Source organism: Streptomyces sp. NPDC089915 (assembly GCF_040684675.1).
In the GTDB taxonomy this organism is placed as follows: Bacteria; Actinomycetota; Actinomycetes; order Streptomycetales; family Streptomycetaceae; genus Streptomyces.
The window spans coordinates 1-24,212 of sequence record NZ_JBFBGN010000020.1 but is presented as its reverse complement, the minus strand read 5'-3'; the positions used below and the strand labels follow the sequence as shown (position 1 = coordinate 24,212).

23 protein-coding genes, 2 tRNA genes and 1 other RNA gene are annotated in these 24,212 nt (G+C 73.9%); 15 read left to right on the top strand and 11 right to left on the bottom strand.

The annotated features are described in order from the left end of the window. Positions 1-24 precede the first annotated feature (24 nt). Positions 25-97 (top strand) — tRNA-Gly (locus AB0O29_RS09225). Between the two features lie 44 nt (positions 98-141). On the opposite strand, the gene AB0O29_RS09220 is transcribed toward AB0O29_RS09225, so the two are convergent. The 6 genes from AB0O29_RS09220 to ffs all read right to left on the bottom strand — a co-directional run bounded on the left by AB0O29_RS09220 (position 142) and on the right by ffs (position 8,701). Then, complete coding sequence (locus tag AB0O29_RS09220) at positions 142-1,044, bottom strand: phosphoribosylaminoimidazolesuccinocarboxamide synthase (protein ID WP_365148497.1); 903 nt, start codon at positions 1,042-1,044, stop codon at positions 142-144. A gap of 114 nt (positions 1,045-1,158) precedes the next feature. Then, positions 1,159-2,634: a N,N-dimethylformamidase beta subunit family domain-containing protein gene (locus tag AB0O29_RS09215; RefSeq protein ID WP_365148494.1), complete on the bottom strand. Its 1,476-nt coding sequence runs from the start codon at positions 2,632-2,634 to the stop codon at positions 1,159-1,161. Between the two features lie 230 nt (positions 2,635-2,864). After that, on the bottom strand, positions 2,865-4,625 hold the full coding sequence (locus AB0O29_RS09210; RefSeq protein WP_365148491.1) for a hypothetical protein: 1,761 nt from the start codon (positions 4,623-4,625) through the stop codon (positions 2,865-2,867). 288 nt (positions 4,626-4,913) lie between these two features. Next, entirely contained in the window at positions 4,914-6,167 is a 1,254-nt protein-coding gene (gene purD, locus AB0O29_RS09205) for a phosphoribosylamine--glycine ligase (protein ID WP_365148488.1), read from the bottom strand. A gap of 60 nt (positions 6,168-6,227) precedes the next feature. Beyond that, entirely contained in the window at positions 6,228-8,549 is a 2,322-nt protein-coding gene (locus AB0O29_RS09200) for a DNA polymerase III subunit gamma and tau (RefSeq protein ID WP_365148485.1), read from the bottom strand. 53 nt (positions 8,550-8,602) lie between these two features. Continuing rightward, positions 8,603-8,701: signal recognition particle sRNA small type (gene ffs / locus AB0O29_RS09195), an RNA gene on the bottom strand. 131 nt (positions 8,702-8,832) lie between these two features. On the opposite strand from ffs, the gene AB0O29_RS09190 reads away from it, so the two are divergent. The 5 genes from AB0O29_RS09190 to AB0O29_RS09170 all read left to right on the top strand — a co-directional run bounded on the left by AB0O29_RS09190 (position 8,833) and on the right by AB0O29_RS09170 (position 11,319). Then, positions 8,833-8,920: transfer RNA gene (locus tag AB0O29_RS09190), tRNA-Ser, on the top strand. A gap of 198 nt (positions 8,921-9,118) precedes the next feature. Further along, a complete protein-coding gene (locus AB0O29_RS09185; protein ID WP_365148482.1) occupies positions 9,119-9,670 on the top strand; it encodes an NADPH-dependent FMN reductase in 552 nt (183 codons plus the stop codon). A gap of 70 nt (positions 9,671-9,740) precedes the next feature. After that, a complete protein-coding gene (locus AB0O29_RS09180) occupies positions 9,741-10,193 on the top strand; it encodes a luciferase family protein (protein ID WP_365148479.1) in 453 nt (150 codons plus the stop codon). A 64-nt stretch (positions 10,194-10,257) separates the two neighbouring features. Beyond that, positions 10,258-10,836 carry a hypothetical protein gene (locus AB0O29_RS09175; protein WP_365148476.1) on the top strand — a complete coding sequence of 193 codons (579 nt, stop codon included), beginning with the start codon at positions 10,258-10,260 and terminating at the stop codon, positions 10,834-10,836. A gap of 48 nt (positions 10,837-10,884) precedes the next feature. Continuing rightward, positions 10,885-11,319, top strand: a complete 435-nt coding sequence (locus tag AB0O29_RS09170; RefSeq protein WP_365148473.1) for a TOBE domain-containing protein — start codon at positions 10,885-10,887, stop codon at positions 11,317-11,319. Between the two features lie 12 nt (positions 11,320-11,331). Here the strand turns inward: AB0O29_RS09170 and AB0O29_RS09165 are convergent, their stop codons facing one another. Then, positions 11,332-12,798 (bottom strand): PucR family transcriptional regulator, encoded by a 1,467-nt coding sequence (locus AB0O29_RS09165; protein WP_365148470.1) that lies wholly within the window; start codon positions 12,796-12,798, stop codon positions 11,332-11,334. A 247-nt stretch (positions 12,799-13,045) separates the two neighbouring features. On the opposite strand from AB0O29_RS09165, the gene AB0O29_RS09160 reads away from it, so the two are divergent. From AB0O29_RS09160 to AB0O29_RS09145, 4 genes are all read left to right on the top strand, one after another. Next, positions 13,046-13,873: an FAD binding domain-containing protein gene (locus tag AB0O29_RS09160; RefSeq protein ID WP_365148467.1), complete on the top strand. Its 828-nt coding sequence runs from the start codon at positions 13,046-13,048 to the stop codon at positions 13,871-13,873. Then, positions 13,870-16,653, top strand: coding sequence for a molybdopterin-dependent oxidoreductase (locus AB0O29_RS09155; protein WP_365148464.1), 2,784 nt, complete (start codon positions 13,870-13,872; stop codon positions 16,651-16,653). Before AB0O29_RS09160 ends, AB0O29_RS09155 begins: the two co-directional genes overlap by 4 nt. A gap of 80 nt (positions 16,654-16,733) precedes the next feature. Further along, positions 16,734-17,183, top strand: a complete 450-nt coding sequence (locus AB0O29_RS09150; protein WP_365148461.1) for a molybdopterin-dependent oxidoreductase — start codon at positions 16,734-16,736, stop codon at positions 17,181-17,183. A 94-nt stretch (positions 17,184-17,277) separates the two neighbouring features. Continuing rightward, entirely contained in the window at positions 17,278-17,583 is a 306-nt protein-coding gene (locus AB0O29_RS09145) for a hypothetical protein (RefSeq protein WP_365148458.1), read from the top strand. A gap of 257 nt (positions 17,584-17,840) precedes the next feature. On the opposite strand, the gene AB0O29_RS09140 is transcribed toward AB0O29_RS09145, so the two are convergent. Continuing rightward, positions 17,841-18,158, bottom strand: a complete 318-nt coding sequence (locus AB0O29_RS09140) for an HGxxPAAW family protein (protein ID WP_365148455.1) — start codon at positions 18,156-18,158, stop codon at positions 17,841-17,843. Positions 18,159-18,227: 69 nt separating this feature from the next. On the opposite strand from AB0O29_RS09140, the gene AB0O29_RS09135 reads away from it, so the two are divergent. The 3 genes from AB0O29_RS09135 to AB0O29_RS09125 all read left to right on the top strand — a co-directional run bounded on the left by AB0O29_RS09135 (position 18,228) and on the right by AB0O29_RS09125 (position 19,897). Further along, on the top strand, positions 18,228-18,701 hold the full coding sequence (locus AB0O29_RS09135) for a MarR family transcriptional regulator (RefSeq protein WP_365148452.1): 474 nt from the start codon (positions 18,228-18,230) through the stop codon (positions 18,699-18,701). 216 nt (positions 18,702-18,917) lie between these two features. Further along, positions 18,918-19,589, top strand: a complete 672-nt coding sequence (locus tag AB0O29_RS09130) for a DUF4097 family beta strand repeat-containing protein (protein WP_365148449.1) — start codon at positions 18,918-18,920, stop codon at positions 19,587-19,589. Positions 19,590-19,693: 104 nt separating this feature from the next. Continuing rightward, on the top strand, positions 19,694-19,897 hold the full coding sequence (locus AB0O29_RS09125) for a hypothetical protein (protein WP_365148446.1): 204 nt from the start codon (positions 19,694-19,696) through the stop codon (positions 19,895-19,897). A gap of 54 nt (positions 19,898-19,951) precedes the next feature. Here AB0O29_RS09125 and AB0O29_RS09120 read toward each other — a convergent pair whose 3' ends face one another. Next, the gene (locus AB0O29_RS09120) at positions 19,952-20,776 is read right to left on the bottom strand and encodes a VOC family protein (RefSeq protein ID WP_365148443.1); all 825 of its coding nucleotides are present in this window, start codon (positions 20,774-20,776) and stop codon (positions 19,952-19,954) included. Positions 20,777-20,902: 126 nt separating this feature from the next. On the opposite strand from AB0O29_RS09120, the gene AB0O29_RS09115 reads away from it, so the two are divergent. Then, positions 20,903-21,493 (top strand): HhH-GPD-type base excision DNA repair protein, encoded by a 591-nt coding sequence (locus tag AB0O29_RS09115; protein ID WP_365148440.1) that lies wholly within the window; start codon positions 20,903-20,905, stop codon positions 21,491-21,493. A gap of 94 nt (positions 21,494-21,587) precedes the next feature. Further along, complete coding sequence (locus AB0O29_RS09110; RefSeq protein ID WP_365148437.1) at positions 21,588-22,064, top strand: cupin domain-containing protein; 477 nt, start codon at positions 21,588-21,590, stop codon at positions 22,062-22,064. On the opposite strand, the gene opcA is transcribed toward AB0O29_RS09110, so the two are convergent. Together opcA and AB0O29_RS09100 are read right to left on the bottom strand one after the other, a co-directional pair. Next, the gene (opcA, locus tag AB0O29_RS09105; RefSeq protein WP_365148434.1) at positions 22,010-22,945 is read right to left on the bottom strand and encodes a glucose-6-phosphate dehydrogenase assembly protein OpcA; all 936 of its coding nucleotides are present in this window, start codon (positions 22,943-22,945) and stop codon (positions 22,010-22,012) included. The genes AB0O29_RS09110 and opcA overlap by 55 nt on opposite strands. 72 nt (positions 22,946-23,017) lie before the next feature. After that, the coding region (locus tag AB0O29_RS09100) for a helicase HerA-like domain-containing protein (RefSeq protein ID WP_365148431.1) at positions 23,018-24,212 on the bottom strand (1,195 nt) is incomplete at its 5' end.

Here is a 24,212-nt window from a genome sequence, read left to right as displayed (position 1 = left end):
TAGGCATCGCGCTACGGCGCACAGGCGGACATAGCTCAGTTGGTAGAGCACCACCTTGCCAAGGTGGATGTCGCGCGTTCGAGTCGCGTTGTCCGCTCAGTGAACGAAGGCCCCGATCGGTTGATCGGGGCCTTCGTCGTATCAGCTCCAGGTCTGGCCGGTGAGGCGCTCGTAGGCCTCGACGTACTTGGCGCGGGTCTGCGCCACGACCTCCTGCGGGAGCACCGGCGGCGGCAGCTCGCCCTTGGAGTCCCAGCCGGAGGCCGGGGAGGCCAGCCAGTCGCGGACGTACTGCTTGTCGAACGAGGGCTGCGTGCGGCCCGGCTGCCACTGGTCGGCGGGCCAGAAGCGGGACGAGTCCGGGGTGAGGACCTCGTCGGCGGCGATGAGCGTGCCGTCCGCGTCGAAGCCGAACTCGAACTTGGTGTCCGCGAGGATGATGCCGCGCTCGCGGGCGATGTCGCGGGCCCGCCCGTAGACGGCGAGGGTGGTCTGGCGCAGCAGCGCCGCCGTCTCGGCGCCGGTGGTGCGGGCGACCTCCTCGTAGGAGACGTTCTCGTCGTGGTCGCCGACCTCGGCCTTGGCGGCCGGGGTGAAGATCGGGGCGGGCAGCTCTGAGCCGTCCACCAGGCCCTCGGGGAGGGCGAGTCCGCAGACCGTGCGGGACTGGACGTACTCCTTGAGGCCGGAGCCGGTGAGGTAGCCGCGGGCCACGCACTCGACCGGGACCATGTCGAGGCTCTTGCAGACCAGCGTGCGGCCCTCCCAGTCGGCGGGGGCGCCGGCGGGCAGGTCGGTGCTGACGACGTGGTTGGGGACCAGGTCGGCGAGCTGGTCGAACCACCAGAGGGAGAGCTGCGTGAGGATGCGGCCCTTCTCCGGGATCTCGGTGGGCAGCACCCAGTCGGCGGCGGAGATGCGGTCGCTGGCGACCATGACGAGGTTGCCGTCCTCGCCGCGGTAGAGGTCGCGGACCTTGCCGGTGTGGAGGTGGACGAGGCCGGGCACCTGCACCGGCTCGGGCTTTTCGACGAATCCGGGCACGGGGTCTCCCTGTGGTTCTGTACGAGCGCGGGGCGCGGGACCATTCTCCCGCACGGGGTGCCGTGCCCCGGGCAGGGGGTCCGGGCGGGGGCTCCGCCGCCGTGCGGGCGGGGGTCAGTCCCGCTTGCAGATCCGGTCGAGGAGGTTGGCCGTCGCCCGCTGGATCCGTTCGTCGACGTGGCCCGGGCGGTCCAGGGCGGGGGACCAGGCGAAGGTGCCGGAGGCGAAGACGAGGGCTCCGCTGGGGGCCCGGTAGAGGGAGGTCTCCTGGTGGCGCTTGGCGCCCTCGCCGTCCAGGTACGGGGAGTGGGCGAGCAGGATCCGGTCCTGGTGCTCGGGGAGCTGGGTGCGCGGGAAGTACCGGTCGGCCTCGCCCGCCACCAGTCCGTCGAGCTCGTCGTTCTCGCCGGCTCCGGTGGAGTCCCAGAGCCAGTGCGTGGCGTTGCGCACGATCAGCGGCGCGGGCTCCGGGACCCGGCCCGCGTACTGGATGCCGAGCAGCTGCTGCTCCGGGCGGTCGACCTCGCGCCACAGGCTGGGGCGGCCGGGGCCGCGGCGTTTTCGGCAGGTCAGGAGCCGGTCGGGCACGCCGGAGGGCGAGGGGGCCAGCTCGACCTGCCAGTACATGGTGTTGGCGGAGAGGAAGACCAGCGAGGTGCCGTGGTCGCGGGCGCGCTCGACGGTGCGGCGCATGGGCAGCGACCAGTACTCGTCGTGGCCGGGGAAGACCAGGCCCCGGTAGCGGGTGGGGTCGACGCGGCCGGCGTGCAGGTCGCGGGTGTCGGCGTAGGCGAGGTCGTAGCCGTAGCGCTCGGCCCAGCGGATGAAGTCGTAGGCGTGGCCGACGTGCAGGGGCAGGCCGGCCCCCGCGTAGGGGCGGTCGAAGGAGACGGTGGTCGCGGCGTCCCGCTCGCCGAGCAGCCGGCCGTCCTCGTCCCAGGCGTGGTAGAGGCTGGCGCCGGTGCGGCCGTCCTCGGGGTAGAGGTTGTAGGCCTGCCAGGTGATGTCGGGGAGCAGGAGCAGGAGGTCTGCGGGGTGGTCGTCGCGGACCGTGAAGGGGATGTGGGAGCGGTAGCCGTCGGCGGTGGTGAGGACGGCCACGTAGGCGCCGACGCTCCAGTACGAGGGGACCTGGAGCCGCCAGGACTGCCACCAGTGGTGGCAGGAGACCGTGCGGTCGGCGGTGAGCGGGGGCGGCTGGACGATGCCGGACAGCCGGGGGCTGGTGGTGATCTTGGAGGCGCCGTCCCCGCCGTAGTGGCCGATGCGGTAGACGTCGACCTGGAACTGCTGGGGCGGGTCCACGGTGATGTGGAAGTCGATGGCCTCGCCCGGGGCGACGGCCCCGGTGGAGGTGAAGCCCTTGATCTGCCGGTGGACGTCATCGGCGGTACGGGGGCCGCCGCCGCGGACCTGGGCGGTCCGGCCGGGGGCCAGGGCCGGGTCCACGTACCAGGGGAGGACCTGGCCCGTGTCGTCGAAGTACAGCTCGCTGCCCCGGAACCAGGGCAGCGGGCCCTGGCCGAAGGGGTCGTTCACCGCGTGCGCGAGCGCACCCGATTCCCACCGCCGGATCTGGTCCGCACCCATTCCGCTCCCCTCCCTCGCGCCCCCGAACGCGTTCTCGACACGGTGGCGCGGGGCGGGATTCGGACACCGCCGTCGCGACCGGTCCCAGCACATCACATAACGCACTCACTCCGTCACCGTTCGTCGCGAATTGACGGGAACGGAACCCAAGGCGCCGCTTGCCGTGGCGCGCGGGGTGGCGCCGGGGTGGCGGCCAGGGGTGGCGGCCCCTCCCTGCGGGAGCGGGCCCCTCAGACCAGGCGGACGGGCTTCTCCGGGCGCACGCCCAGCTCCGCGAGCCAGTCCCGCAGGGGCTCCGGGTCCCCGTCCTCGACGAGGGCGAGCACCCGGGGGCCGAGGTCCGCCCGCCGCTCGCCGCCGGCCAGCAGCACCGGTCCGTCGAGCCAGTCCAGGCCGGGGGCGGCTCCCGCCGAGTCCACGGCCGCGCAGCAGACCAGGGCGGTCACGTGGTCGGCCAGCAGGTCCCGGCCGCTGCGCGGGGGCTGGAGCGGGAACAGGGGCAGGGTGTCGGCGCCCCTGCCGGGGCCGGCCGTGCGGGCGTCGGCGGTACGTTCCTCCCGCGCGAGGTCCCCGCTGAGCCGCCCGGCGAGGGCCTCCCCGGCGGCGCCGTCGCCCGCGGGGTCCGTGAGGTACCCGAGCACCCGCTCCAGCGTCGGCCCGCCGAAGGCGTCGTGGACGGGCCCCGGGCCGGCGGCCGTCGTCGCGGAGGCGGGGCCCTGCGCGGCGGGGGAGGGAGCCGGGCGGGCGGTGTCCCGGGCGGCGGGACGCTCCGGGTCGGCCGGAACCGGGAGACCGCCCGAGGGGACGGAGAGGGCATCCAGGGCCGCGTGCAGCCGGGCCGCCTCCGCACGCCACTTCCGGTCGACGACCTCCTCCGGGTACGCCGCCCAGTCCACCGGCGACCAGTCCGGCCCCGCTTCGGCCGGACCGCCGTGGAACAGCCGGGCCGCCAGCAGGGAGGCGGCCTCGTCGATCAGGCCGGGCTGCTCCAGCAGGTCGCAGGCGGGGCGCTCGCCGAGCCGCGAGGCGAAACCGTCCGCCAGCCGGTCGCGCCGGGACAGCTCGGTCAGCGCGGAGACGACCCCCGCGTCCAGATGCGCGGGCCAGCGGCCCATCCGCCAGGCCGGCAGCGCGACCCGGGTCAGCAGCCGGTCCCAGCCCGCGTAGGCCAGGCCGACCTGCTCCTGGGCGACGGTGCGCATCCCCTGGTCCACGCCCTGCGCGCGGTCCGAGGCGGCCGCGGCCACCCCGCGCTCCATCTCGGCGGCGTCCGTCCCGCACAGCCGCAGCAGCAGCCGGGCGGGCCGGCCGACGAGCCAGCCGAGCCCGGTCCGGCTCCCGACGTCGGCCGCGGCGTCCAGACCCCTGACGAAGCCCCGCGCGTCGGCTATGTCCGGGTGCGCGGAGGGTCCCGTACCGGCGACGACGGGCGCGAGCAGGGCCCGCAGCTCCGCGACCCGCATCCACCACAGGAACGGCGAGCCGATCACCAGCACCGGCGCCGCCCCGGGCTGCGACTCCGGACCGCCGGGCCCGGCTATGCCGGCGGACGCGCGCGCCGCGCCCCGGCGGTGCGCGGCGTGGCTGCGGTCCTCCAGCCAGCTGTCGCAGTCCGGGGTCAGGGCTATCGCGGAGGGCGCGGGCACGCCCATCCGGTCGGCCAGGTCCCGTACGAGCCGGTACAGGTCGGGCGCGGCGGCCTCGGGCAGCGGCACGGTGGGCGTCACGGCGGGACGCGCCCGCAGCACCACGGCACCGAAGATCCCGCCCGCCAGCAGCACGAGCACGGCCACCGCGCAGACCGCCAGGGTCACGGCGGGCCAGGGGTCACCGGCCAGCCGTCCCGTCATCCGGGCGGTGACCAGCACCACCGCGAGGGCGGCGGGCAGCAGCACGGCGGCCAGCGCCCTGCTGCGGACCCGCAGCACGGCGAGGGCCCGGGAGCGCGCGGACGGCACGCCCACTTCTGCGATCGAACCGGTTCCGGACACGGCCGGACCTCACCCCCTCTGCCCTGCGGCGGCTTTGCTCACTCCCCCACTGTGACACCCGCCACTGACATCGCAATGCCGGTGGGCCATGTGCCGGAATGCTTGCGCCGCACCTTAGTTGGGGCGCAGACGGACGTCAGGCGGACAAGGGGACCATCACCCGATGGAATGGCTTTGGGCAAAGGTGGGTGCGCTCAAGCGCCGCTGGATGCAGGCGCACGCGGGCGCACGCGAGGGCCCGGTGCGCGCCGTCGCGCCCCGGGCCCCCGATGCTCACGAGCCTGCTGGTCAGCGGCCCTCGGCCGCCTTGGCGGCGATGTCCGTACGGTGCTGGCCGCCGTCGAGCCGGATCCGCGCGACGGACTTATACGCCCGCTCGCGCGCCTGCGCCAGATCGGAGCCGGTCGCGGTCACGGACAGCACGCGGCCGCCCGCGCTGACGACGGCATCGCCCTCCCGGCGGGTCCCGGCGTGCAGCACGTACGCCTCGGGCCCGTCCTCGGCGGCCACGTCGGCGAGGCCCTCGATCGGGTCGCCGGTGCGCGGGGTGCCGGGGTAGTTGTGCGAGGCGATGACCACCGTGACGGCGGCCTCGTCGCTCCAGTTCAGCGGCGGCAGGGCGTCGAGGGTGCCGTTCGCGGCGCCGAGCAGCACGCCCGCGAGGGGGGTGCGCAGCCGGGCGAGGACCACCTGGGTCTCGGGGTCGCCGAAGCGGGCGTTGAACTCGATGACGCGGGTGCCGCGCCCGGTGAGGGCGAGGCCGGCGTAGAGCAGCCCGGAGAACGGGGTGCCGCGGTGGCGGAGCTCGTCCACGGTCGGCTGGAGGACGGTCTCCAGGACCTCGTCGACCAGCTTCGGGTCGGCCCACGGGAGCGGGGAGTACGCGCCCATGCCGCCGGTGTTGGGGCCCTGGTCGCCGTCGAGCGCGCGCTTGAAGTCCTGCGCGGGCTGGAGCGGGAGCACGGTGACGCCGTCGGTGATGGCGAAGAGGGAGACCTCGGGGCCGTCGAGGTACTCCTCGATGACGACGCGGTCGCAGGCGGCGGCGTGCTCGCGGGCGGCCTCGCGGTCCTCGGTGACCACGACGCCCTTGCCGGCGGCGAGGCCGTCGTCCTTGACCACGTACGGGGCGCCGAAGGCGTCGAGGGCCGCGTCGACCTCCTCGGCGGTGGTGCAGACGTAGCTGCGGGCGGTCGGGACGCCGGCGGCGGCCATCACGTCCTTGGCGAAGGCCTTCGAGCCCTCCAGCTGCGCGGCCTCGCCGGACGGGCCGAAGACGGGGATGCCGGCCGCGCGGACGGCGTCGGCGACCCCGGCGACCAGAGGCGCCTCGGGGCCGACGACGACCAGGCCGGCGCCGAGTTCGCCGGCGAGCGCGGCGACCGCGGCGCCGTCGAGGGCGTCGACCGGCCGCAGCTCCGCCACCTCGGCGATGCCGGCGTTGCCGGGGGCGCAGTACAGCGCGGAGACGTCGGGGTCGAGGGACAGAGAGCGGCACAGGGCGTGTTCGCGGGCGCCGCCGCCGATGACGAGGACCTTCACGCCGCCCAGGGTAGCCCGGACGGCGTGGCCGGTTTCGTGCGGCCACCCAATACCGGGGACCTACTCGTTGGTGTATTCCTCCACAACGGTCGCTCCGAGCTCGCGCACGATCAGGTCGTGTCCGGTCAGGGCGCTGTCGACGAGGTCGGGGTCGTCCGCCTCGGGCACGTCGTCCTCGGGGGCGACCGGCGGGGGTCCCTGCCGGTCGGGCCGCTGCGGCGCGGGGGCCGCCTGAGGGGGCGGCGACTGCGGCGAGGCCTGCTGCGGGGCGGGGGCCTGCGGAGCCTGCGGCGGGCTGTAGGCGGGCGCCGGGGGCGGGCTGTAGGCCGGGGCGGCCGGGGCTCCGTACGAGGGCGCCGAGAGGACGGGGCCGCCTCCGCCGACGACGGCGTCGATCTTCCAGTTCACCTGGAACTGCTCGGCGAGCACGGCCTTGAGGACCTCCTCGCTGCCGCTGCTCGCGAAGTTGTCGCGGGCGCCGGGGTTGGGGAAGCCGAGCTGGAGGGTGGTCCCGTCGAAGCCGGTGACCTGGGCGTTCTGGCTGAGCAGGATCCAGGTGAAGCGGCGGCGGTTCTTGACGGCCTCCAGCACGCCGGGCCACATCGCCTGGACCTGCCCGGCACCGGCCGCCATCTCGGCGGAGGGGGCCGCGGAGCCTGCGGCGGCGGGCGCGGCCTGTGCGGGGGCGGGGGCCGGCGCGGGCGTCCGCACCGGGGTGCCGCTGCCGGGCGCGGCGGCGGTGGGCCAGGCACCGGCGGCGGGCGCGGCGGAGGCGCCGGCTCCCGGCCAGGCACCGGGCCCGGCGGCGGGGGCCGCGGCGGGCTCGGGTGCGGCGGGCGCGGCAGGGGCGCCGGCACCGGGCCAGGCACCCGGCCCGCTGGCGGGTGCGGCAGCGGGCGGTGCGGCGGGCGCGGGCGCGCCGCTGCCCGGCTGCGCGGCCCCGGGCCAGGCACCGGGCGCCTGCGCGGGCGGAGTCTGGACGGGAGCCGGGGCCTGCACGGGGGCCTGCACCGGCTCCGGCACGGGCGCGGGGGCCGGCACCGCGGCGGGCGCGGGAGCGGGCACCGGCGCGGCGTCCGGCACGGGACCGCGTACGGCGGCGCGGGCGGCCGCCACACCGCCGCCGGGCCCGGCCGGGGCCATGCCGTGCGCGTCGGGCGCGGGCACGTATCCCATGGCGGGCGCGGCCGCCGCAGGCGCGGCGAAGACGGCGCCGGCGGGCGGAGCGCTCCGCTCCAGCCGGTCGAGCCGGGCCTGGAGGGACCGCTCGTCGTCGAAGGCGGCCGGGAGCAGCACCCGGGCGCAGATCAGCTCCAGCTGGAGGCGCGGCGAGGTGGCCCCGCGCATCTCCGTCAGCCCGGCGTTGACCAGGTCGGCGGCGCGGCTCAGCTCGGCGGCGCCGAACACCGACGCCTGGGCCTGCATCCGCTCCACCACGTCGGCGGGGGCGTCGATGAGCCCCTTCTCGCCGGCGTCGGGCACGGCGGCCAGGATCACCAGGTCGCGCAGCCGCTCCAGCAGGTCGGCGACGAAGCGGCGCGGGTCGTTCCCGCCCTCGACCACCCGGTCGACGACCTCGAACGCGGCGGCGCCGTCCCCGGCGGCGAAGGCGTCCACGACGGAGTCGAGCAGCGAGCCCTCGGTGTAGCCGAGCAGGGAGGTGGCCATGGCGTACGTCACACCCTCCTCGCCGGCGCCGGCGAGGAGCTGGTCCATGACGGACATGGAGTCACGGACGGAGCCCGCGCCGGCGCGCACGACGAGCGGCAGCACGCCGTCCTCGACCTTCGACCCCTCGCGGCCGCACACCTCGCCGAGGTAGTCGCGCAGGGTGCCGGGCGGTACGAGGCGGAAGGGGTAGTGGTGCGTACGCGAGCGGATGGTGCCGATGACCTTCTCGGGCTCGGTCGTCGCGAAGATGAACTTGAGGTGCTCCGGCGGCTCCTCGACCACCTTCAGCAGGGCGTTGAAGCCCGCCGAGGTGACCATGTGGGCCTCGTCGATGATGTAGATCTTGTAGCGGCTGGACGCGGGCCCGAAGAAGGCCTTCTCGCGCAGGTCACGGGCGTCGTCGACACCACCGTGCGAGGCGGCGTCGATCTCGATCACGTCGATGGAGCCCGGGCCGTTGCGCGCGAGGTCGCGGCAGGACTGGCACTCGCCGCAGGGATCGGGAGTGGGACCCTGCTCACAGTTGAGGCAGCGGGCCAGGATGCGCGCGCTGGTCGTCTTTCCACACCCGCGCGGCCCGCTGAACAGGTACGCGTGGTTGACCCGGTTGTTCCGCAGGGCCTGCATCAGCGGGACAGTGACATGCTCCTGCCCGATGACCTCGGCGAACGACTCGGGGCGATAGCGGCGGTACAGCGCAAGGGACGACACGTCTACGAGGTTATCCGGGCCCACCGACAACGGCCGCCCGCCGCCGCCCCGGAACGCAAAGCGCCCCTCACGCACCCGCCAGAGCCCACTTACCCTTGCTGCCTTCCGGCCCTGGGGGAGTTGGGTGAGATAGCGCCACGTGAGGGGCTGGGCCCCACAGTAGCGGATGGAGGCCCCCGGAATCGAGCCCGCCCCGGCCGCCCTCCCCCGCCAGGTCACCGTCCGGACCCCGGATCCGGATCGTGTTCGCGAGCACCCCTCAACGTCTTGTATTGTTTGCGGCGGAGGATTCGCCTAGAGGCCTAGGGCGCACGCTTGGAAAGCGTGTTGGGGGCAACCCCTCACGAGTTCGAATCTCGTATCCTCCGCCAGCCCAGAGGGCCGGTCCGTGAAAACGGACCGGCCCTCTGGCGTTTTCGCGTTCCCGTTCGCGCTCGGGTTCTCGGTGCTCTTCGCGCTCAAGCGGCACTCCGCCAGGAGTCCGGCGGTGGCGCCTAACGTCGGAGGCGGGACCGCGGTGTCCGCCGCGGGCTCCGCCCCTCAGGCGTCTCTCAACAAGGAGTCCGATCATGACCGTGCGCGTCCTCGCCCTCGTCGGCAGCCTCCGGGCCGGCTCGCACAACCGCCAGCTCGCCGAAGCGGCCGTCAAGCACGCCCCCGGGCACGTCGACGTCGAGATCCACGAAGGCCTCGCCGAAATCCCCTTCTACAACGAGGACATCGACGTCGAGGGCTCCGTCCCCGCCGCCGCCGCCGCCCTGCGGGAGGCCGTGTCCGGTGCGGACGCGCTCCTGCTCGTCTCCCCCGAGTACAACGGCACCATCCCCGCCGTGCTGAAGAACGCGATCGACTGGCTGTCCCGCCCGTACGGGACCGGCGCGATCACCGGCAAGCCGGTCGCCGTCATCGGCACCGCCTTCGGCAGCTACGGCGGCGTCTGGGCGCAGGACGAGGCCCGCAAGTCGGCGGGCGTCGCCGGCGGTGCGGTCCTCGAGGAGGCCCGCCTCTCCGTCCCGGGCTCCGGCACCCGCTTCGCCGACACCCACCCCGCCGACGACGCCGAGGTCACCACCGGGCTCCTCGAGGTCATCGAGCAGCTCACCACCAAGGCGACCGCCTGACGCACCCCCGCCGCAGCCCCTTCGGCCCGTATCGCCGCGGCCGGGTCACCGGCCTGAAAGGAACACCTCCATGCTCACGCTGACCCCCCGCGAAGGCGCGGCCCCGAAGGTCTTCGGCCCGGCGCCGCACGGGCAGGGCTCCCAGATCTCTCCGATCATGCTGCAGGAGGAGCTGTGGGGACGGATGCGGGCGCTGCCGTACGTGTACATGGCGCCCACGCTCGTGTCGGTGCCGCACGCCCGGTCGCTCTTCCTGCCCGAGGGCGTCGGCACGGGTCCGGCCGAGGCCTTCCAGCGCGGTAGGGAGTGGGCCCACATCCACCCCCACCACGACGGCTCGCTCCACCTCACGCTCCCGAAGGAGGCCGAGGAGGACGTCATCTCCGCGGGCTGGGGCGTGCACCACCCGGTCCAGGCCGTGACGCTGGTCTACGGTCCCCGGACCTACGCGGAGCTGGAGACGGTCTGGAAGATCATCCAGTTCTCGTACCGGTACGCGGTGGGCGCGCTGAACTCCCGCTGAACACCGCGCCGGAGGGCCGGACCCGCCTCGGGGGTCCGGCCCTCCGGCGTCTACGGTCGGGGCCATGGGCAGCCACTTCCAGACCGTCGTCGACCTCGACGCCACCCCCGACGACGCCCGGGCCCTCGCCGAGCTCGGGCTCGGCTGGCTCGTGCGCGAGGGGATCGTCCGGGCCGACATGACGCCGTGCGTGCTCGGAGCGCCGCTGGGGCATCCGCCGGGTGACTCCTGGGCGACGGCCGTGGCCGAGGCGGACTGGCCGCCCACCGACGGGCTGATGATCGAGGCGCCCCGGCGGACCGTCTTCGACAGCGGACAGGGTGAGCCCCGCTACGCCCGGTGCCCGCACTGCGCCGGCCGGGTGGCGCTGCTCACCGAGGACTGGGACCCGGTCGACGGGGCGTGGGACCCGTTCGACGCGGCCATCGAGGCCTGGCGGGCGACCGGCCGGGCCTCCGTGGCCTGCCCCGGCTGCGGGCGGGACGGCGAGCTCACCGCCTGGAGGTGGGAGGGCGGCTACTTCGCCTTCGGCTGCCTGGGCTTCAAGTTCTGGGACTGGCCGGAGTTCCGCCCCGCGTTCCTCGAACGGTTCGCCCGCGCGCTGGGCGGCCACCGCCTCGTGGTGGTGGGCGGCAAGTTCTGAGGCACCGGCGGGCGGCCGGGGCGGAGGGGCCGCCGATAGGGTGGGCCGGTGCCCTCGTACTCCATCGGTCAGGCCGCCGGTCTGCTGCGCGTGAGTCCCGAGACCGTCCGCCGCTGGGCCGACTCCGGGAGGCTGCCCGCCCGGCGCGCGTCCGACGGGACACGGGCCGTCGACGGGCCGGTGCTCGCCGCCTTCGCCAAGGAACGCGCCGCCGGACTGCACCCGGTGCCCGAGGGCGCCACCGCCACCTCCGTGCGCAACTCCTTCGCGGGGATCGTCACGGCGGTACGGGTGGACGACGTGGCGGCCCTGGTCGAGATCCAGTCGGGCCCGCACCGGATCGTCTCCGTGGTGACGCGGGAGTCGGTGGAGCAGCTGGGCATCGCGGTCGGCGTCAGCGTCACCGCCCGGGTGAAGTCCACCGAGGTGTACGTGGACGTGCCCCTCAGACCGGGCGGACCGGGCGGCCCCGGCGGGCCGTAGGGGCGCGCGGGGTCAGCGGCAGCGCAGTGCCGCGTACAGGTCCAGCTTGTGGTCCAGGCGGGACAGGTCGCGGCCCGTCAGGGTCTGCACCCGTTCCATCCGGTAGTGCACGGTGTTGACGTGCAGGTGGAGGGCCTGCGCGGTCCGGGCCCAGGAGCAGTTGTTGGCCAGGAAGACCTCCAGGGTCTCGCGCAGCATCCCGTCCCCGAGCGCGCCGAGCACCCGTGCCCCGAACACCGCCCGGACCTCGTCGGGCACGCCGGCCATCAGCCCGGCCAGGGTGTCCAGTTGCTCCACCCCGCGTACGGGGGCCACCGCGTCGGCGGCCGTGAGGGCGAAGCGGGCCTGGGTCAGGGAGGCCCGCAGCTCCTCCGGGCCGGCGGCGGCCGCGCCCGCGCCGAGGCGCAGGTCCGCCTCCGGGCCCCCGCAGACCTGGAGCAGCGGCCACAGCGCGCGCAGCCCGGCCACCGTGCCGGCCTCCGCCCGCGGGTCCTCGTACAGCACGGCCACCGCCTCCCCGCCGGCCGTCTCGCCCAGCACCCACGGCACCCCCTCCAGGTGCGCGAGCGCCTCCGCGAGCGCCGGGCCCGAGGTGGCCGCCAGCACCCGGTACGGCCCCCGGGCGGGGAGCCCGGCGGTGCTGAGGGCCTCCTCCAGGGCGGCCGGTTCGCAGTCCCCGGACAGCAGGGAGGCCAGCTCCCGCCCGGCGGCCCGCGCGGCGGCGGCCTCGCGGTGGGCGGCCCCGTCGCGGTGCTGGGCCAGCACCTCGGCGATCTCGTGCAGGACGCGCGGCGGCGCCGCGTCGGCGTCGGGCACGTGGAGCTGCCAGGCGTCGTACGGGGAGCCGTCGGCCTCGATCCGGAGCGTGAGCCCGCCCCGGGAGGGGGACGCGGCCCGCTGCGCCGGGACCGCGGGCGCCGAGGGCGTACGGGCCACGGTGCGCCCGCTCGCGGTGAGCAGGTAGCAGTCCACCCGCCCCAGGTGCGCGCAGGCCCGCTCCAGCAGTTCGCCGGGGCCGGCCCCGTCCTCCAGCAGCCGGCTCAGCTCGCCGCGGACGTTGGCGGGGAGGGCGAAGGTCCGGGTGGGCCGGCGGCTGAGGTCGCCCCAGTGCCTCAGGTACACGGCCTCGGTGACGGCCCGGAAGCTGGTGCGCGCCGGGACGGCCACGATCGGCACCCGGTGCGCCCGGCAGGCGTCCACGAGGGCCTCGGGCACCCGCCCGTGGGTCTCCTCGCCGGCCAGCAGGGCGGTGGCCCCGGCGTCGGCGAGCGCGGAGACGAAGCGGTCCGCCTTGCCCAGGTCGCCGTCCGCCCACCACACCAGACCGCTCAGCACGAGCTCGCCGGGGCCCAGGAACCGGCCCGGGTCCTCCAGGTCGGTGGCGGTGACCCCGCTGACCTCCTGGCCGAGAAGGGCTTCCTCGCCCCAGAGCAGGGTGAGGCCGAGATTGTCGGACTGGAGCAGGTCGAGGACGTGCATGGCAGGGACTCCTTGCGGTGGGGGTGGCCCACATTCGCCAGGTGAATACGAGGAACCTCATCGTAAATGCAAGGGCATCCCCCGCCCATGCCCTGCCTGTGCCCTCGCCCACACCTCTTGGTGATTCCTCCAGTGAGGCCCTTTCCCCCCTGGCTGGTTTCCGTGGCCTGGACCAGTCGTTTCGCCCCCTTCGCCCTTGCTTCACTGAAGCGGACGCCGCGGACTACAGAGAGGCTGGTGGCGCGAAATGGACCTCAACACGGTGCTCGACGTGCGCGATGCGCGCCGCCGCGAACCCTGGCGCCCCGGCGACGCCTTCCTCGGCGGCGGCACCTACCTCTTCTCGGAGCCGCAGCCCCACATCCGCCGCCTCGTCGACCTGTCCCGCATGGGCTGGGCGCCCCTGTCCTGGCAGCCCGACGGCTCCCTCGACATCGCCGCGACCTGCACCATCACCGAGCTGTCCCGCTTCGGCCGCACCCTGCCCGCCACCGCCGCCCCGCTCTTCGAACAGTGCTGCCGGGCCTTCCTGGCCAGCTTCAAGATCTGGAACATGGCCACCGTCGGCGGGAACCTCTGCAACGGCCTCCCGGCGGGCCCGGTCATCTCGCTGACCGCCGCCCTCGACGGCACCGTCCTCCTCCAGGGACAGGACGGCGCCACCCGCCGCCTGCCCGTCACCGAGTTCATCCTCGGCGCCGGCGTCAAGGACCTGCGCGACGGGGAGCTGCTGCGCTCGGTCCGCCTCCCGGCCCGCGCCCTGGACACCCGTACCGCCTTCCGCCAGGCCTCCCTCTACGGCCTCGGCCGCTCCGCGTCCCTGGTCATCGGCACCAGCGACCCCCAGGACGGCTCGCTGGCCGTCACCGTCTCCGCCGCCACCACCCGCCCGTTCCGCTTCTGGTTCGCGCTGCCTCCCACCGCCTCCGAGCTGCGCGCCGCCATCGACGGCGCCGTCCGCCCAGGCGAATGGTTCGACGACATCCACGGACTGCCCGAGTGGCGGCGGCACATGGCCCTGCTCCAGGCCGAGGAGATCCGCCGCGAACTCTGCCCTTCGGAGGGACCCCGATGAGCTACGAGATCGAGATCAACGAGCAGCGCTTCGAGGACGAGCCGCGCGCGGGCCAGTGCCTGCGCACCTATCTGCGCGAACGCGGCTGGTTCGGCGTCAAGAAGGGCTGCGACCAGGGCGACTGCGGGGCCTGCACGGTCCACGTCGACGGGCGGCCGGTGCACAGCTGCCTCTACCCCGCCGTCCGCGCCGAGGGGCGCTCCGTCACCACCGTCGAGGGCCTCGCCTCCCCGTGCGGGGACCTCCACCCGGCGCAGGAGCAGTTCCTCCAGGCCCAGGGCTTCCAGTGCGGCTTCTGCACGGCCGGGTTCCTGATGACCACCGCCGCCCTCCAGGCCGAGCGGGGCACCGCCCACGACGACGGCAAACTCGACGACCTCCCGCGCGCCTTCAAGGGCAACATCTGCCGCTGCACCGGCTACCGGGCCATCGAGGACGCCGTGCGCGGGGTGAAGCACATCGAGGAGCCCGAGGCGGGCCAGGCCGTCGGCCGCAGCCCGGGCGCCCCGGCCGGCCCCCAGGTGGTCACCGGCACCGCCCGCTACACCTTCGACGTCGAGGTCCCCGGGCTGCTGCACATGAAGCTGCTGCGCTCCCCGCACCCGCACGCCCGCATCGTCGCCATCGACACCCGCGACGCCCTCCAGGTCCCGGGCGTCCACGCCGTCCTCACCCACCACGACGCCCCGGACCACCTGTACTCCTCCGCCCGCCACGAGCACCCGACCGAGGACCCCATGGACACCCGGGTCCTGGACGACGTGGTCCGCTTCGTCGGCCAGCGCGTGGCGGCCGTGGTCGCCGACAGCGAGCAGGCGGCCGAGGAGGGCTGCCGGCGCGTGGTCGTCACCTACGAGGAGCTCCCGTACGTCATCGACCCGGAGGAGGCGATGCTGCCGGGCGCGCCGGTCCTGCACCCCAAGGGCCCCGAGTCGGGGATCTTCCGCGCCGAGAACAACGTGTGCGGCGAGGTCCACGGCACGATCGGCGACATGGAGCGGGGCTACGCCGAGGCCGACGTGGTCTACGAGGAGACGTTCCGGACCCAGCGCGTACAGCACGCCAGCCTGGAGACCCACGGCAGCGTCGCCTACTTCGAGCCCAAGGAGGACGGCGAGGGCGAGCGGATCACCGTCCGCTCCTCCACCCAGGCCCCCTTCCTCACCCGCCGGGCCCTGTGCGCCCTGTACGGCCTGGGCGAGGACGAGGTCCGCGTGGTCACGGGCCGCGTGGGCGGCGGGTTCGGCGGCAAGCAGGAGATGCTCACCGAGGACATCGTGGTCCTCGCCGCCCTGAAGCTGCGCCGCCCGGTGAAGCTGGAGTTCACCCGGGCCGAGCAGTTCTACGGGGCCACCACCCGCCACCCGTTCAAGACCACCATCAAGATCGGGGCGAAGAAGGACGGCACCCTCACCGCCCTGCGCATCCGCATCGTCGCCAACACCGGCGCGTACGGGAACCACGGCCCGGCGGTCATGTTCCACAGCGCCGGCGAGTCCTTCGCCGTGTACAAGGCGCCCAACAAGGAGGTGGAGGCCTACTCGGTCTACACCAACGGCGTGCCCGCGGGCGCCTTCCGCGGCTACGGCCTGGGCCAGGTCCTCTTCGCCCTGGAATCGGTGATGGACGAGCTGGCCCACCGGCTCGGCATGGACCCGCTGGTACTGCGCGAGAAGAACGTCATCGGCGCCGGCGACCCCATGGTGACCCCGATCGGCCACGAGGAGGACCTCTTCATCGCCTCGTACGGGATGAGGCAGTGCATGGACGTCGTCCGCCGCGCCGAGGCCGAGGACCGCAGCCACGAGGAGGTCCCCGAGGGCTGGCTCACCGGCACCGGGTCCGCCGTCGCCATGATCGCGACCGGCCCGCCGGGAGGCCACTTCGCCGACGCCCGCGTCAGCCTGCTGCGCGACGGCACGTACGACATCGCGGTGGGCACGGCGGAGTTCGGCAACGGCACCACCACCGTCCACAAGCAGATCACCGCGGGCGCCCTGAACACCACCTTCGACCGGATCGCGATCCGCCAGTCGGACACGGACGTGGTCCGCCACGACACCGGCGCCTTCGCCTCGGCCGGCACCGTGGTGGCGGGCAAGGCCGTGATGCTGGCGGCGAACTCCCTCGCCGAGCGCCTGAAGACCTTCGCCGCCCGCCACACGGGCGTGGCCCGGCACCTGTGCAAGCTGGAGGCCGAGTCCTTCGACTGCGCGGGCCGCACCGTCACCCTCAAGGAGCTGTACGAGGCCGCCCACGAGCGGGGCGAGCTGGAGGAGATGGCCGCGGACGGCCACTGGACCGGCTCCCCGCGCTCGGTCGCCTTCAACGCCCAGTGGTTCCGCCTCGCCGTGGACCCGGACACCGGTGAGATGAGGATCCTGCGCAGCGTCCACGCGGCCGACGCCGGCAAGGTCATGAACCCGATGCAGTGCCGGGGCCAGGTCGAGGGCGGCGTGGCCCAGGCCCTGGGCGCCACCCTGTTCGAGACGGTACGGGTGGACGAGCGCGGGGAGGTCACCACGGCCGCCTTCCGCCGCTACCGGCTCCCCCAGTACGCGGACGTCCCGCGCACCGAGGTCCACTTCATGGAGACCACGGACGCGATCGGCCCGCTGGGCGCCAAGTCCATGAGCGAGAGCCCCTTCAACCCGGTGGCCCCCGCCTTCGCGAACGCCCTGCGGAACGCGACGGGGATCCGCTTCACGGAAGTACCGCTGACACGTGATGTGGTTTGGCGGGCAATCAACCGGAAACTGCAAGGTGGAAACGACAATTGATCACACAGGTGCGACTCGGAGGAGCCTCCCAACCTCGCAGATGAGGTTCCAGCGCCGCTCAGGCCGGGCATGACTGCCCCATGGCCTCACTCCTGCTGCACGGCGACCTCGACCACCCGGCGACGCTGACCGTCGCCGACCTGCGGCGATGGCCGCAGCACCAGGCGAAGGTCGTCTTCGACTGCGCGACGAACGGCCCGCAGCACCACGTCTTCGAGGGCGCGCTGCTGCGGGACGTCATCTCCGGCGCGGGCCCGGTCTTCGACGTCCGCCGCCGCAAGGACCGCGGCCGCTACCTCCTGGCGGTCAGCGGGGGCGACGGCCACCACACGGTCCTGTCCTGGGCGGAGCTGGACGACGACTTCTGCGGCAGCCCGGTCCTGCTGGCCACCCGCCTCGACGGGGAGGAGCTCGACGGCCCCGGCAGCCAGCTGGTGGTCCCGTCGGACCGCTGCGGGGCCCGCTACGTCAGCGCGGTGACCCACGTCTGGTTCGGCGCCCTGGACGTCCCGGCGCTGATCGGCGTCTGACACACGCGCCGCCGCCACCTCCGGTCACCCCCAGCCACCTTTCGCTACCATCCGTGACGACAGCTGGTCGGGCGGGTCGAGAGGCGGACGGACGATGAGGCGAACGGCACGGCGCGCGGGGAAGGCCCTGGGGGCGTGCGCGGCGGCGGCGCTGCTGGCGCTGGCGGGTCCGGCGGGCACCGCCCGGGCGGCGACGGGGACCCTGACGATCGACGGGACCGGCCACGAGGACCCGTCGGGCTGCTACCGGCTGGGCGACTTCGCCCCGCCCAAGGTCGTCAACGGCACGGACGAGACGGCGTGGGTCTGGTCCGGGACGGACTGCGACGGCCAGGTGGTGCAGCAGATCGACCCGGGCACGACCACCACCGGCCGCGGCCGCAGCCTCTTCATCGACTGAGGTCCCGGCGGGCGCTACGCGGCCTGGAGGGAGACCTCGGTCGCCTTGATCAGCGCGACGACGGAGGTGCCGGCGATCTGATTGCGGACGCTCAGGCTCTTGGGTGGTTCGACCTCTTACGTAGTCACTTCGCGTACGTAGTCACTTCGCGTACGTAGTCACTTCGCGCGGTCCGGGAAGAACCGCGCGGAGCCGACCGTCTCGCCCCTGCCGTGTTCGAGGCGGCGAAGCGGGCGGGAACCGGGCCCGGAGGCCCGCTAGCGGGGCGGGGCGGCGGCGGGACGGCGGCCGGCCGCGCGGCAGCCGAGGCACTCGGCGTGGCCCTCGCGCACGGTGTGGTCCCGGGCGCCCATCGGCCAGTGCGCCCGGGGGCGCGGACCGGGTCCCTTGCCCCAGCCGGCCAGGTGCAGCACCCAGGTCAGGACGGCGGCGGCGGCCATGACGGCGATGCCGATCCAGATCCCGGGGGTCCAGCCGCACACCCCCAGGCCCAGCACCGCGGCCCCCAGGGCGGCGACGGCGGTCCCCGCCCAGCCGGCGACCGTGTGCCCCTCGTCGTATCCGTGCGCGCTCATACGTCACCCCTGTCGACCTATGATGTCTTAGTCAGTAAGCAATTTATCTTAGGTACTAAGGGATTTTCAATGGAGGGCACACCCCGCCCCGGCGCGTCGGTCCCGGCGGCGATCGGCGCGATGGACGACCTGATCGCGACGAGCATGGTGGCCCAGCAGGAGTTCGCCCGGAACCTGGGACTGAGCCCGACGGACCTCATCTGCTTCGCGTACGTCCTCCAGGCCGGGGACGCCCCCGTCACCGCCGGCGACCTCGCCGCCCGCGCGCACGTCACCACCGGCGCCGTCACGGGCATCGTCAACCGGCTGGAGCGCGGCGGGTACGTGACCCGGCGGCCCGACCCCGCCGACAAGCGCCGCGTGCGCGTGGTCGCCGTACCCGAGGCGGCGCAGCGCGTGCGCGAGGTCTACGAGCCGTACTACGCGCTCCTCGCGCAGCTCTTCGCGACCTACAGCCCGCAGGAGGTGGCCGTGCTGAACGACTGGTTCACCCGCGCGGGCAAGCTGGCCGCCACCTACCTCGAAGAGTCCTGCGGCCCCTGATCCGCCTCCCGGCGTCGCGTTCACTCCCAATCCGTTGCAACGAACGCCCTCGGTTCATTGCATTTAAGTCCAGCCCCACTGCAACGATTTAATAGCGCTGACCTGCTGCGACTCCCATGCGCACCGACTTCACTGTTGCCGACCCCCTGAACGCAACATAGCGTTTCTCTTGTCAGAAACACCGACGAGCACACGTCGAGCGCAGAGGAGCCCGCCATGCAGAAGTTCGCCACCACCGCCCCCGTCTCCGCCGTCCTCGACATCCCGGCCGGCCGCATCCAGCTCATCGCCGCCGACCGCTCCGACGCCACCGTCGAGGTCCGACCCGCCAACCCCGCCAGGAGCCGTGACCTGAAGGCGGCCGAGCAGATCACCGTCGAGTTCCACGAGGGCGTCCTGCGCGTCGTGGCCGCCCCGGCCAAGAACCGCCTCCTCGGCCACTCCGGCGCCGTCGAGGTGACCGTGCAGCTGCCCGCCGGATCGCGGGTCGAGGCGAAGGCGGCCGCCGCCGACCTCCGGGGCGTCGGCCGGCTGGGCGACGTCGTCTTCGACGGAGCGCAGGCCCAGGTGAAGCTCGACGAGACGGCCTCCGCCCGGCTGACCCTCCAGGCCGGCGACGTCGCGCTCGGCCGCGTCGGCGGTCCGGCCGAGATCAGCACCCAGAAGGGCGACATCGCCATCGCCGAGGCGGTCCGGGGCACGGTGGTCCTCAGCACCCAGTACGGCGCCATCTCGGTCGGAGCCGCCCGCGGGGTCTCCGCCTCGCTGGACGCCGGGACCTCCTACGGCCGGATCGACAACGCCCTCAACAACACCGAGGGCGCCGCGGCCGCCCTCACCATCCACGCGACCACCGCCTACGGCGACATCACCGCCCGCAGCCTCTGACGAAGCCGGTCAAACCTTTCTGCGGTGAACCGGTTGCGGCAGACGGGTGATGGACCGTGTCCTCGGCTGGCGAGCGGTCACGCACAGCCACTATCTCTGCACGCATGATCAAGAACATCGCCGCCGCCGCGGCGCTCGCTCTCGGTGCCGGCCTCCTGACCTGCATTCCCGCCCAGGCCGCGCAGAACTCCGTGCCCTTCCCGCCGCCGGCCGGCTACCCGGTCGTCCTCACCCTGGCCCCCGCCCCGCTGCTGTGGCCCGCGCTCCCGCTGGTGCAGCCGGCGTACGTGGTCTACGGGGCCGTCTGAGACACCCGTGCGCCCGCGCCCCGGCCGGGGGTCACGGGCGCACGGGGCACGGCCTCACTCGAACTTCGGCATCTCCCCGACCCGCGTGTCCATGTCGATCACCGCGAACACCGCGCCCTGCGGGTCGCCGAGCGCGGCGAAGCGGCCGAAGGGGCTGTCCATCGGGCCGAAGTACAGCTGCCCGCCGTGCGCCTTCGTCTTCTCCACCGCCAGGTCGCAGTTCGGGACCCCGAAGTAGACCTGGACGTAGGAGGGGACCTCCGGCGGGAACTCCTCGCCCATCCTCATCCGGCCCAGCACCGAGCGCTCGGCCCCGGCCACGTTGAAGATCTTGAAGTCCATCCCGGCCGCCCCCGGGTCCTCGCAGTCGGCGGCGCCGGCGTCCATCCGCTGGGACGTGTAGCCGAAGACCCGCTCCAGGAACGGGTCCGCCTTCTCCGGCTCGCGGGTGTAGACCTCGGCCCAGGCGTACGAACCCGCCTCGCCCAGCTTCTCGAAGCCCTTGTGCTCGCCCGGCTGCCAGACGCCGAAGACCGCTCCGCTCGGCTCCTTGGCGATCGCCATCGTCCCGAACGTGCCGACCTGCATCGGCTCCATCATCAGCGTGCCGCCCGCCGCCTTGATCTTCTCGGCGGTGGCGGCCGCGTCGTCCGAGGCGAAGTAGAGGCACCACTGGGAGGGCGCGTCACCGCCCGGCATCGGCGGGACGACGGCCGCGACCGCCTTCCCGTCCGAATAGGCCTGCGTGTAGTTGCCGTACTCGCTGCTGGCTTCACCGAAGGTCCAGCCCAGCACGTCGGCGTAGAACTCCTTGGCGCCCTCCACGTCGGTGAACATCGCGTCCACCCAGCAGGGGGCACCTTCCGGGAACTCGGCCATGGTCGATCGACTCCTGTGTCGTCCGTCGTCTTGCCGTCTCTCACACGTCCCTCCCACGCTAGGGCGGGGGTCTGACAACCGCGCGCCGAGCGGGCGCCGGCGGCGGTCCCGGGAGAGGCTGGGGGCATGGACGAGATCACCATCCGGCTCGCGCAGGACCCCGAGGCCGACGCCCTCCTCGGCCGCAGCCCGCTGGCCGCGCTGACCGGGATGCTGCTGGACCAGCAGGTACCGATGGAGTGGGCGTTCTCCGGGCCGCTGACGATCGCGCGGCGGCTGGGCGCCGACGACCTGGACGCGCACGCCATCGCCGCGTACGACCCGGAGGCCTTCGCCGCGCTGCTGTCGCGGAAGCCGGCGGTGCACCGGTACCCGGGGTCGATGGCGAAGCGGATCCAGCAGCTGTGCGCGTACCTGGTGGAGCACTACGAGGGGGACGCGGAGGCGGTCTGGGCGGACGCGGGGACGGGGGCGGAGCTGCTGAAGCGGCTGAAGGCGCTGCCGGGGTTCGGGGAGCAGAAGGCGAAGATCTTCCTGGCCCTGCTGGGGAAGCGGTACGGGGTGCGGCCCACGGGATGGCGGGAGGCGGCGGGGGACTACGGCCTCGCGAACGTCCACCGCTCGGCGGCGGACATCACGGGACCGGAGTCGCTGGCGAAGGTCCGCGAGTACAAGCAGGCGGCGAAGGCCGCCGCGAAGGCGGCCGGCGGCGCGTAGGCCACACTGCCCGGATTCCACTGCCCCGCCATGAGTTGACGGACCGTCCGACCCGGCGGGGAGGGGCGCCGCGGCCACCGGTAGCGTCGGGCGGATGACCGAGAACCTCACCCGCGCCACCACCGCAGAGCGCATCTCCGACGGCCCCGGCAGTGTCATCACCCTGCTCACCGACACCGCCGAACTCACCTGCAACGCCGCCAGCTTCGAGGTCGGCGCCGCCGGTGCCCCGGTGCACTTCCACACCAAGGCCACGGAGTTCTTCCACGTCACCGACGGCCGTCTCGACGTCCTCGTGGGCGACGAGGTGCACACCCTCTCCAAGGGCGACTTCCTCAGCGTCGCCCCCGGCGTGAAGCACGCCTTCGCCCCGGCCCCCGGCCACACCGCCGAGGTGTTCGTCGGCTTCACCCCCGGCATGGGCCGCTTCGACTACTACCGCCTGCTCGGCCGGGTGCGCGCGGGCGAGGCCACCGTGCAGGACATCATCGACAGCCAGCCCACGTACGACAACCACTACGCCGAGAGCGAGGCCTGGGCCGGCCGGCTGGAGCGCAGCGCCGAGGCGTAGACCTCGTCGGCGTCGAGGCGCCGCAGCTCCTCGGCGATCAGCTCCGCGGTGCTGCGTATCTTGAGCGCGACCGTCCGGTCCGGCCAGCCCGGCAGGACCAGGGTGGCGAGCGAGCCGGTGGGGCGGTCCACGACGACCTCCCCGCCGGCGGTCTCCAGCCGGACCCGGGTGATGACCGGCCCGCCGGTGGCCACCCGGGCGGCGGGCACGCCGAGGCGGTCCTCCAGCCAGCGCGCGAGCAGTTCGGCGCTCGCGTTGTCGGGCTCGCTCTCCACGGCGACCGCGGTCACCGGCGCGGTGTTCTGGTCGAAGGCGCAGGCCAGCAGCGAGCGCCAGGGGGTGAGCCGGGTCCAGGCCAGGTCGGTGTCGCCGGGGGCGTACGCGGCCGCGCGCTCGGCCAGCACGGCCACCGGGTCCACGGCCGCCTGCGCGTCGGTGATCCGGCGCTGCGCCAGCGCGCCCAGGTCGTCGCGGGCCGGGTCGGCCGGGGCGTCGGCGGGCCACCAGGCCACCACCGGCGCGTCCGGGACCAGCAGCGGCAGCACGATCGAGCCGGCCTGGGTGGTGAGTTCCCCGTGCAGGCGCAGGATGACGATCTCCCCGGACCCGGCGTCCGAGCCCACGCGCAGTTCGGCGTCCAGGCGGGTGCGGCGGCGCCGCTCGGGACCGCGGTGGGTCCGCTTGATCACCGCGATGATCCGGCACGGGTGCTCGCGGGCGGCCTCGGAGGCCGCGCGTACGGCGTCGTAGGCGTGCTCCTCGTCGGTGACGATGACGAGGGTCAGCACGAGCCCCATGGTGGGGCTGCCCACGGCCCGCCGGGCCGCCAGCAGGGCCCGGCCGATCTTGCTGGAGGTGGTGTCGGTGAGTTCGGTCCGCATGGACACGAGTCTGTCAGCGGCTGCCGTAAGCCGGGCACCCGGTTCGCTCGATTCCTCCTGGAGCAGGGCGCGTCAGCGGCGCCGGCGGGCCGTGCCGAAGAGGGAACGGGAGATCTCGCGCCCCAGCTGCGTACCGATCGAGCGCGCCAGCGAGCGGAACAGGCCGCTGCCGACGACCTGTTGGGCCAGCGAGGGTTCCGGCTTCGGGGCCCCGCGCTCGGCCCGCACCTCCGCCTTGGCCTGCTTGTCGGCCTCGGCCGCCGCGGCGGCGGCCTCCGCCTCGGCCTCGGCGGCCGCCTGCTCGGCGGTGATCTTCTCGTACGCCGACTCCCGGTCGACGGGCTCCGCGTAACGGGAGTACAGGAGCGAGGCCTTGACGGCCGCGTCGAGGGCCGCCGGGTCGACCGGGCCCATCAGGGACTGCGGGGCGCGCAGCCGGGTCGCGGCGACCGGGGTGGGGGCGCCCTTCTCGCTGAGCACGGTGACGACGGCCTCGCCGGTGCCGAGCTGGGTGAGCAACTCCTCCAGGTCGTAGGCGGAGTTCGGGAAGGTCCGCACGGTGGCCTTGAGCGCCTTGGCGTCGTCGGGGGTGAAGGCGCGCAGGGCGTGCTGGACGCGGTTGCCGAGCTGGGCGAGGACGTCGGCGGGGACGTCCTTGGGGGTCTGGGTGACGAAGAAGACGCCGATGCCCTTGGAGCGGATCAGCCGCACGGTCTGGGTGATGGATTCCAGGAAGGCCTTGGAGGCCCCGTTGAAGAGGAGGTGGGCCTCGTCGAAGAAGAAGACGAGTTTGGGCCGCTCCAGATCGCCGACCTCGGGGAGGTCGGCGTAGAGGTCGGCGAGCAGCCACATCAGGAATGTAGAGAAAAGCTGGGGTTTGTCCTGTACCGCCGGAAGTTCCAGTACGGAAACCAGCCCGCGCCCGTCAGGAGCCGTTCGCAGGAATTCGCTGGTGTCGAATTCGGGTTCGCCGAAGAATTCCGAGGCCCCCTGCTGCTCGAATGCGGTGAGCGCCCGCAGAATCACCCCGGCGGTGACCGTGGAGAGCCCGCCGATCCCCTTCAGCTCCGGTTTTCCCTTGTCGGAGACGAGGAAGGCGACGACCGCCCGCAGGTCCTTGAGGTCGATCAGCTCAAGGCCCTTGGAGTCGGCGTAGTGGAAGATCAGGCCGAGCGACTGCTCCTGCGTCTGGTTCAGCTGGAGCACCTTCGACAGCAGGACCGGCCCGAACGCGGTCACGCTCGCCCGGACGGGGATCCCCGGGCCG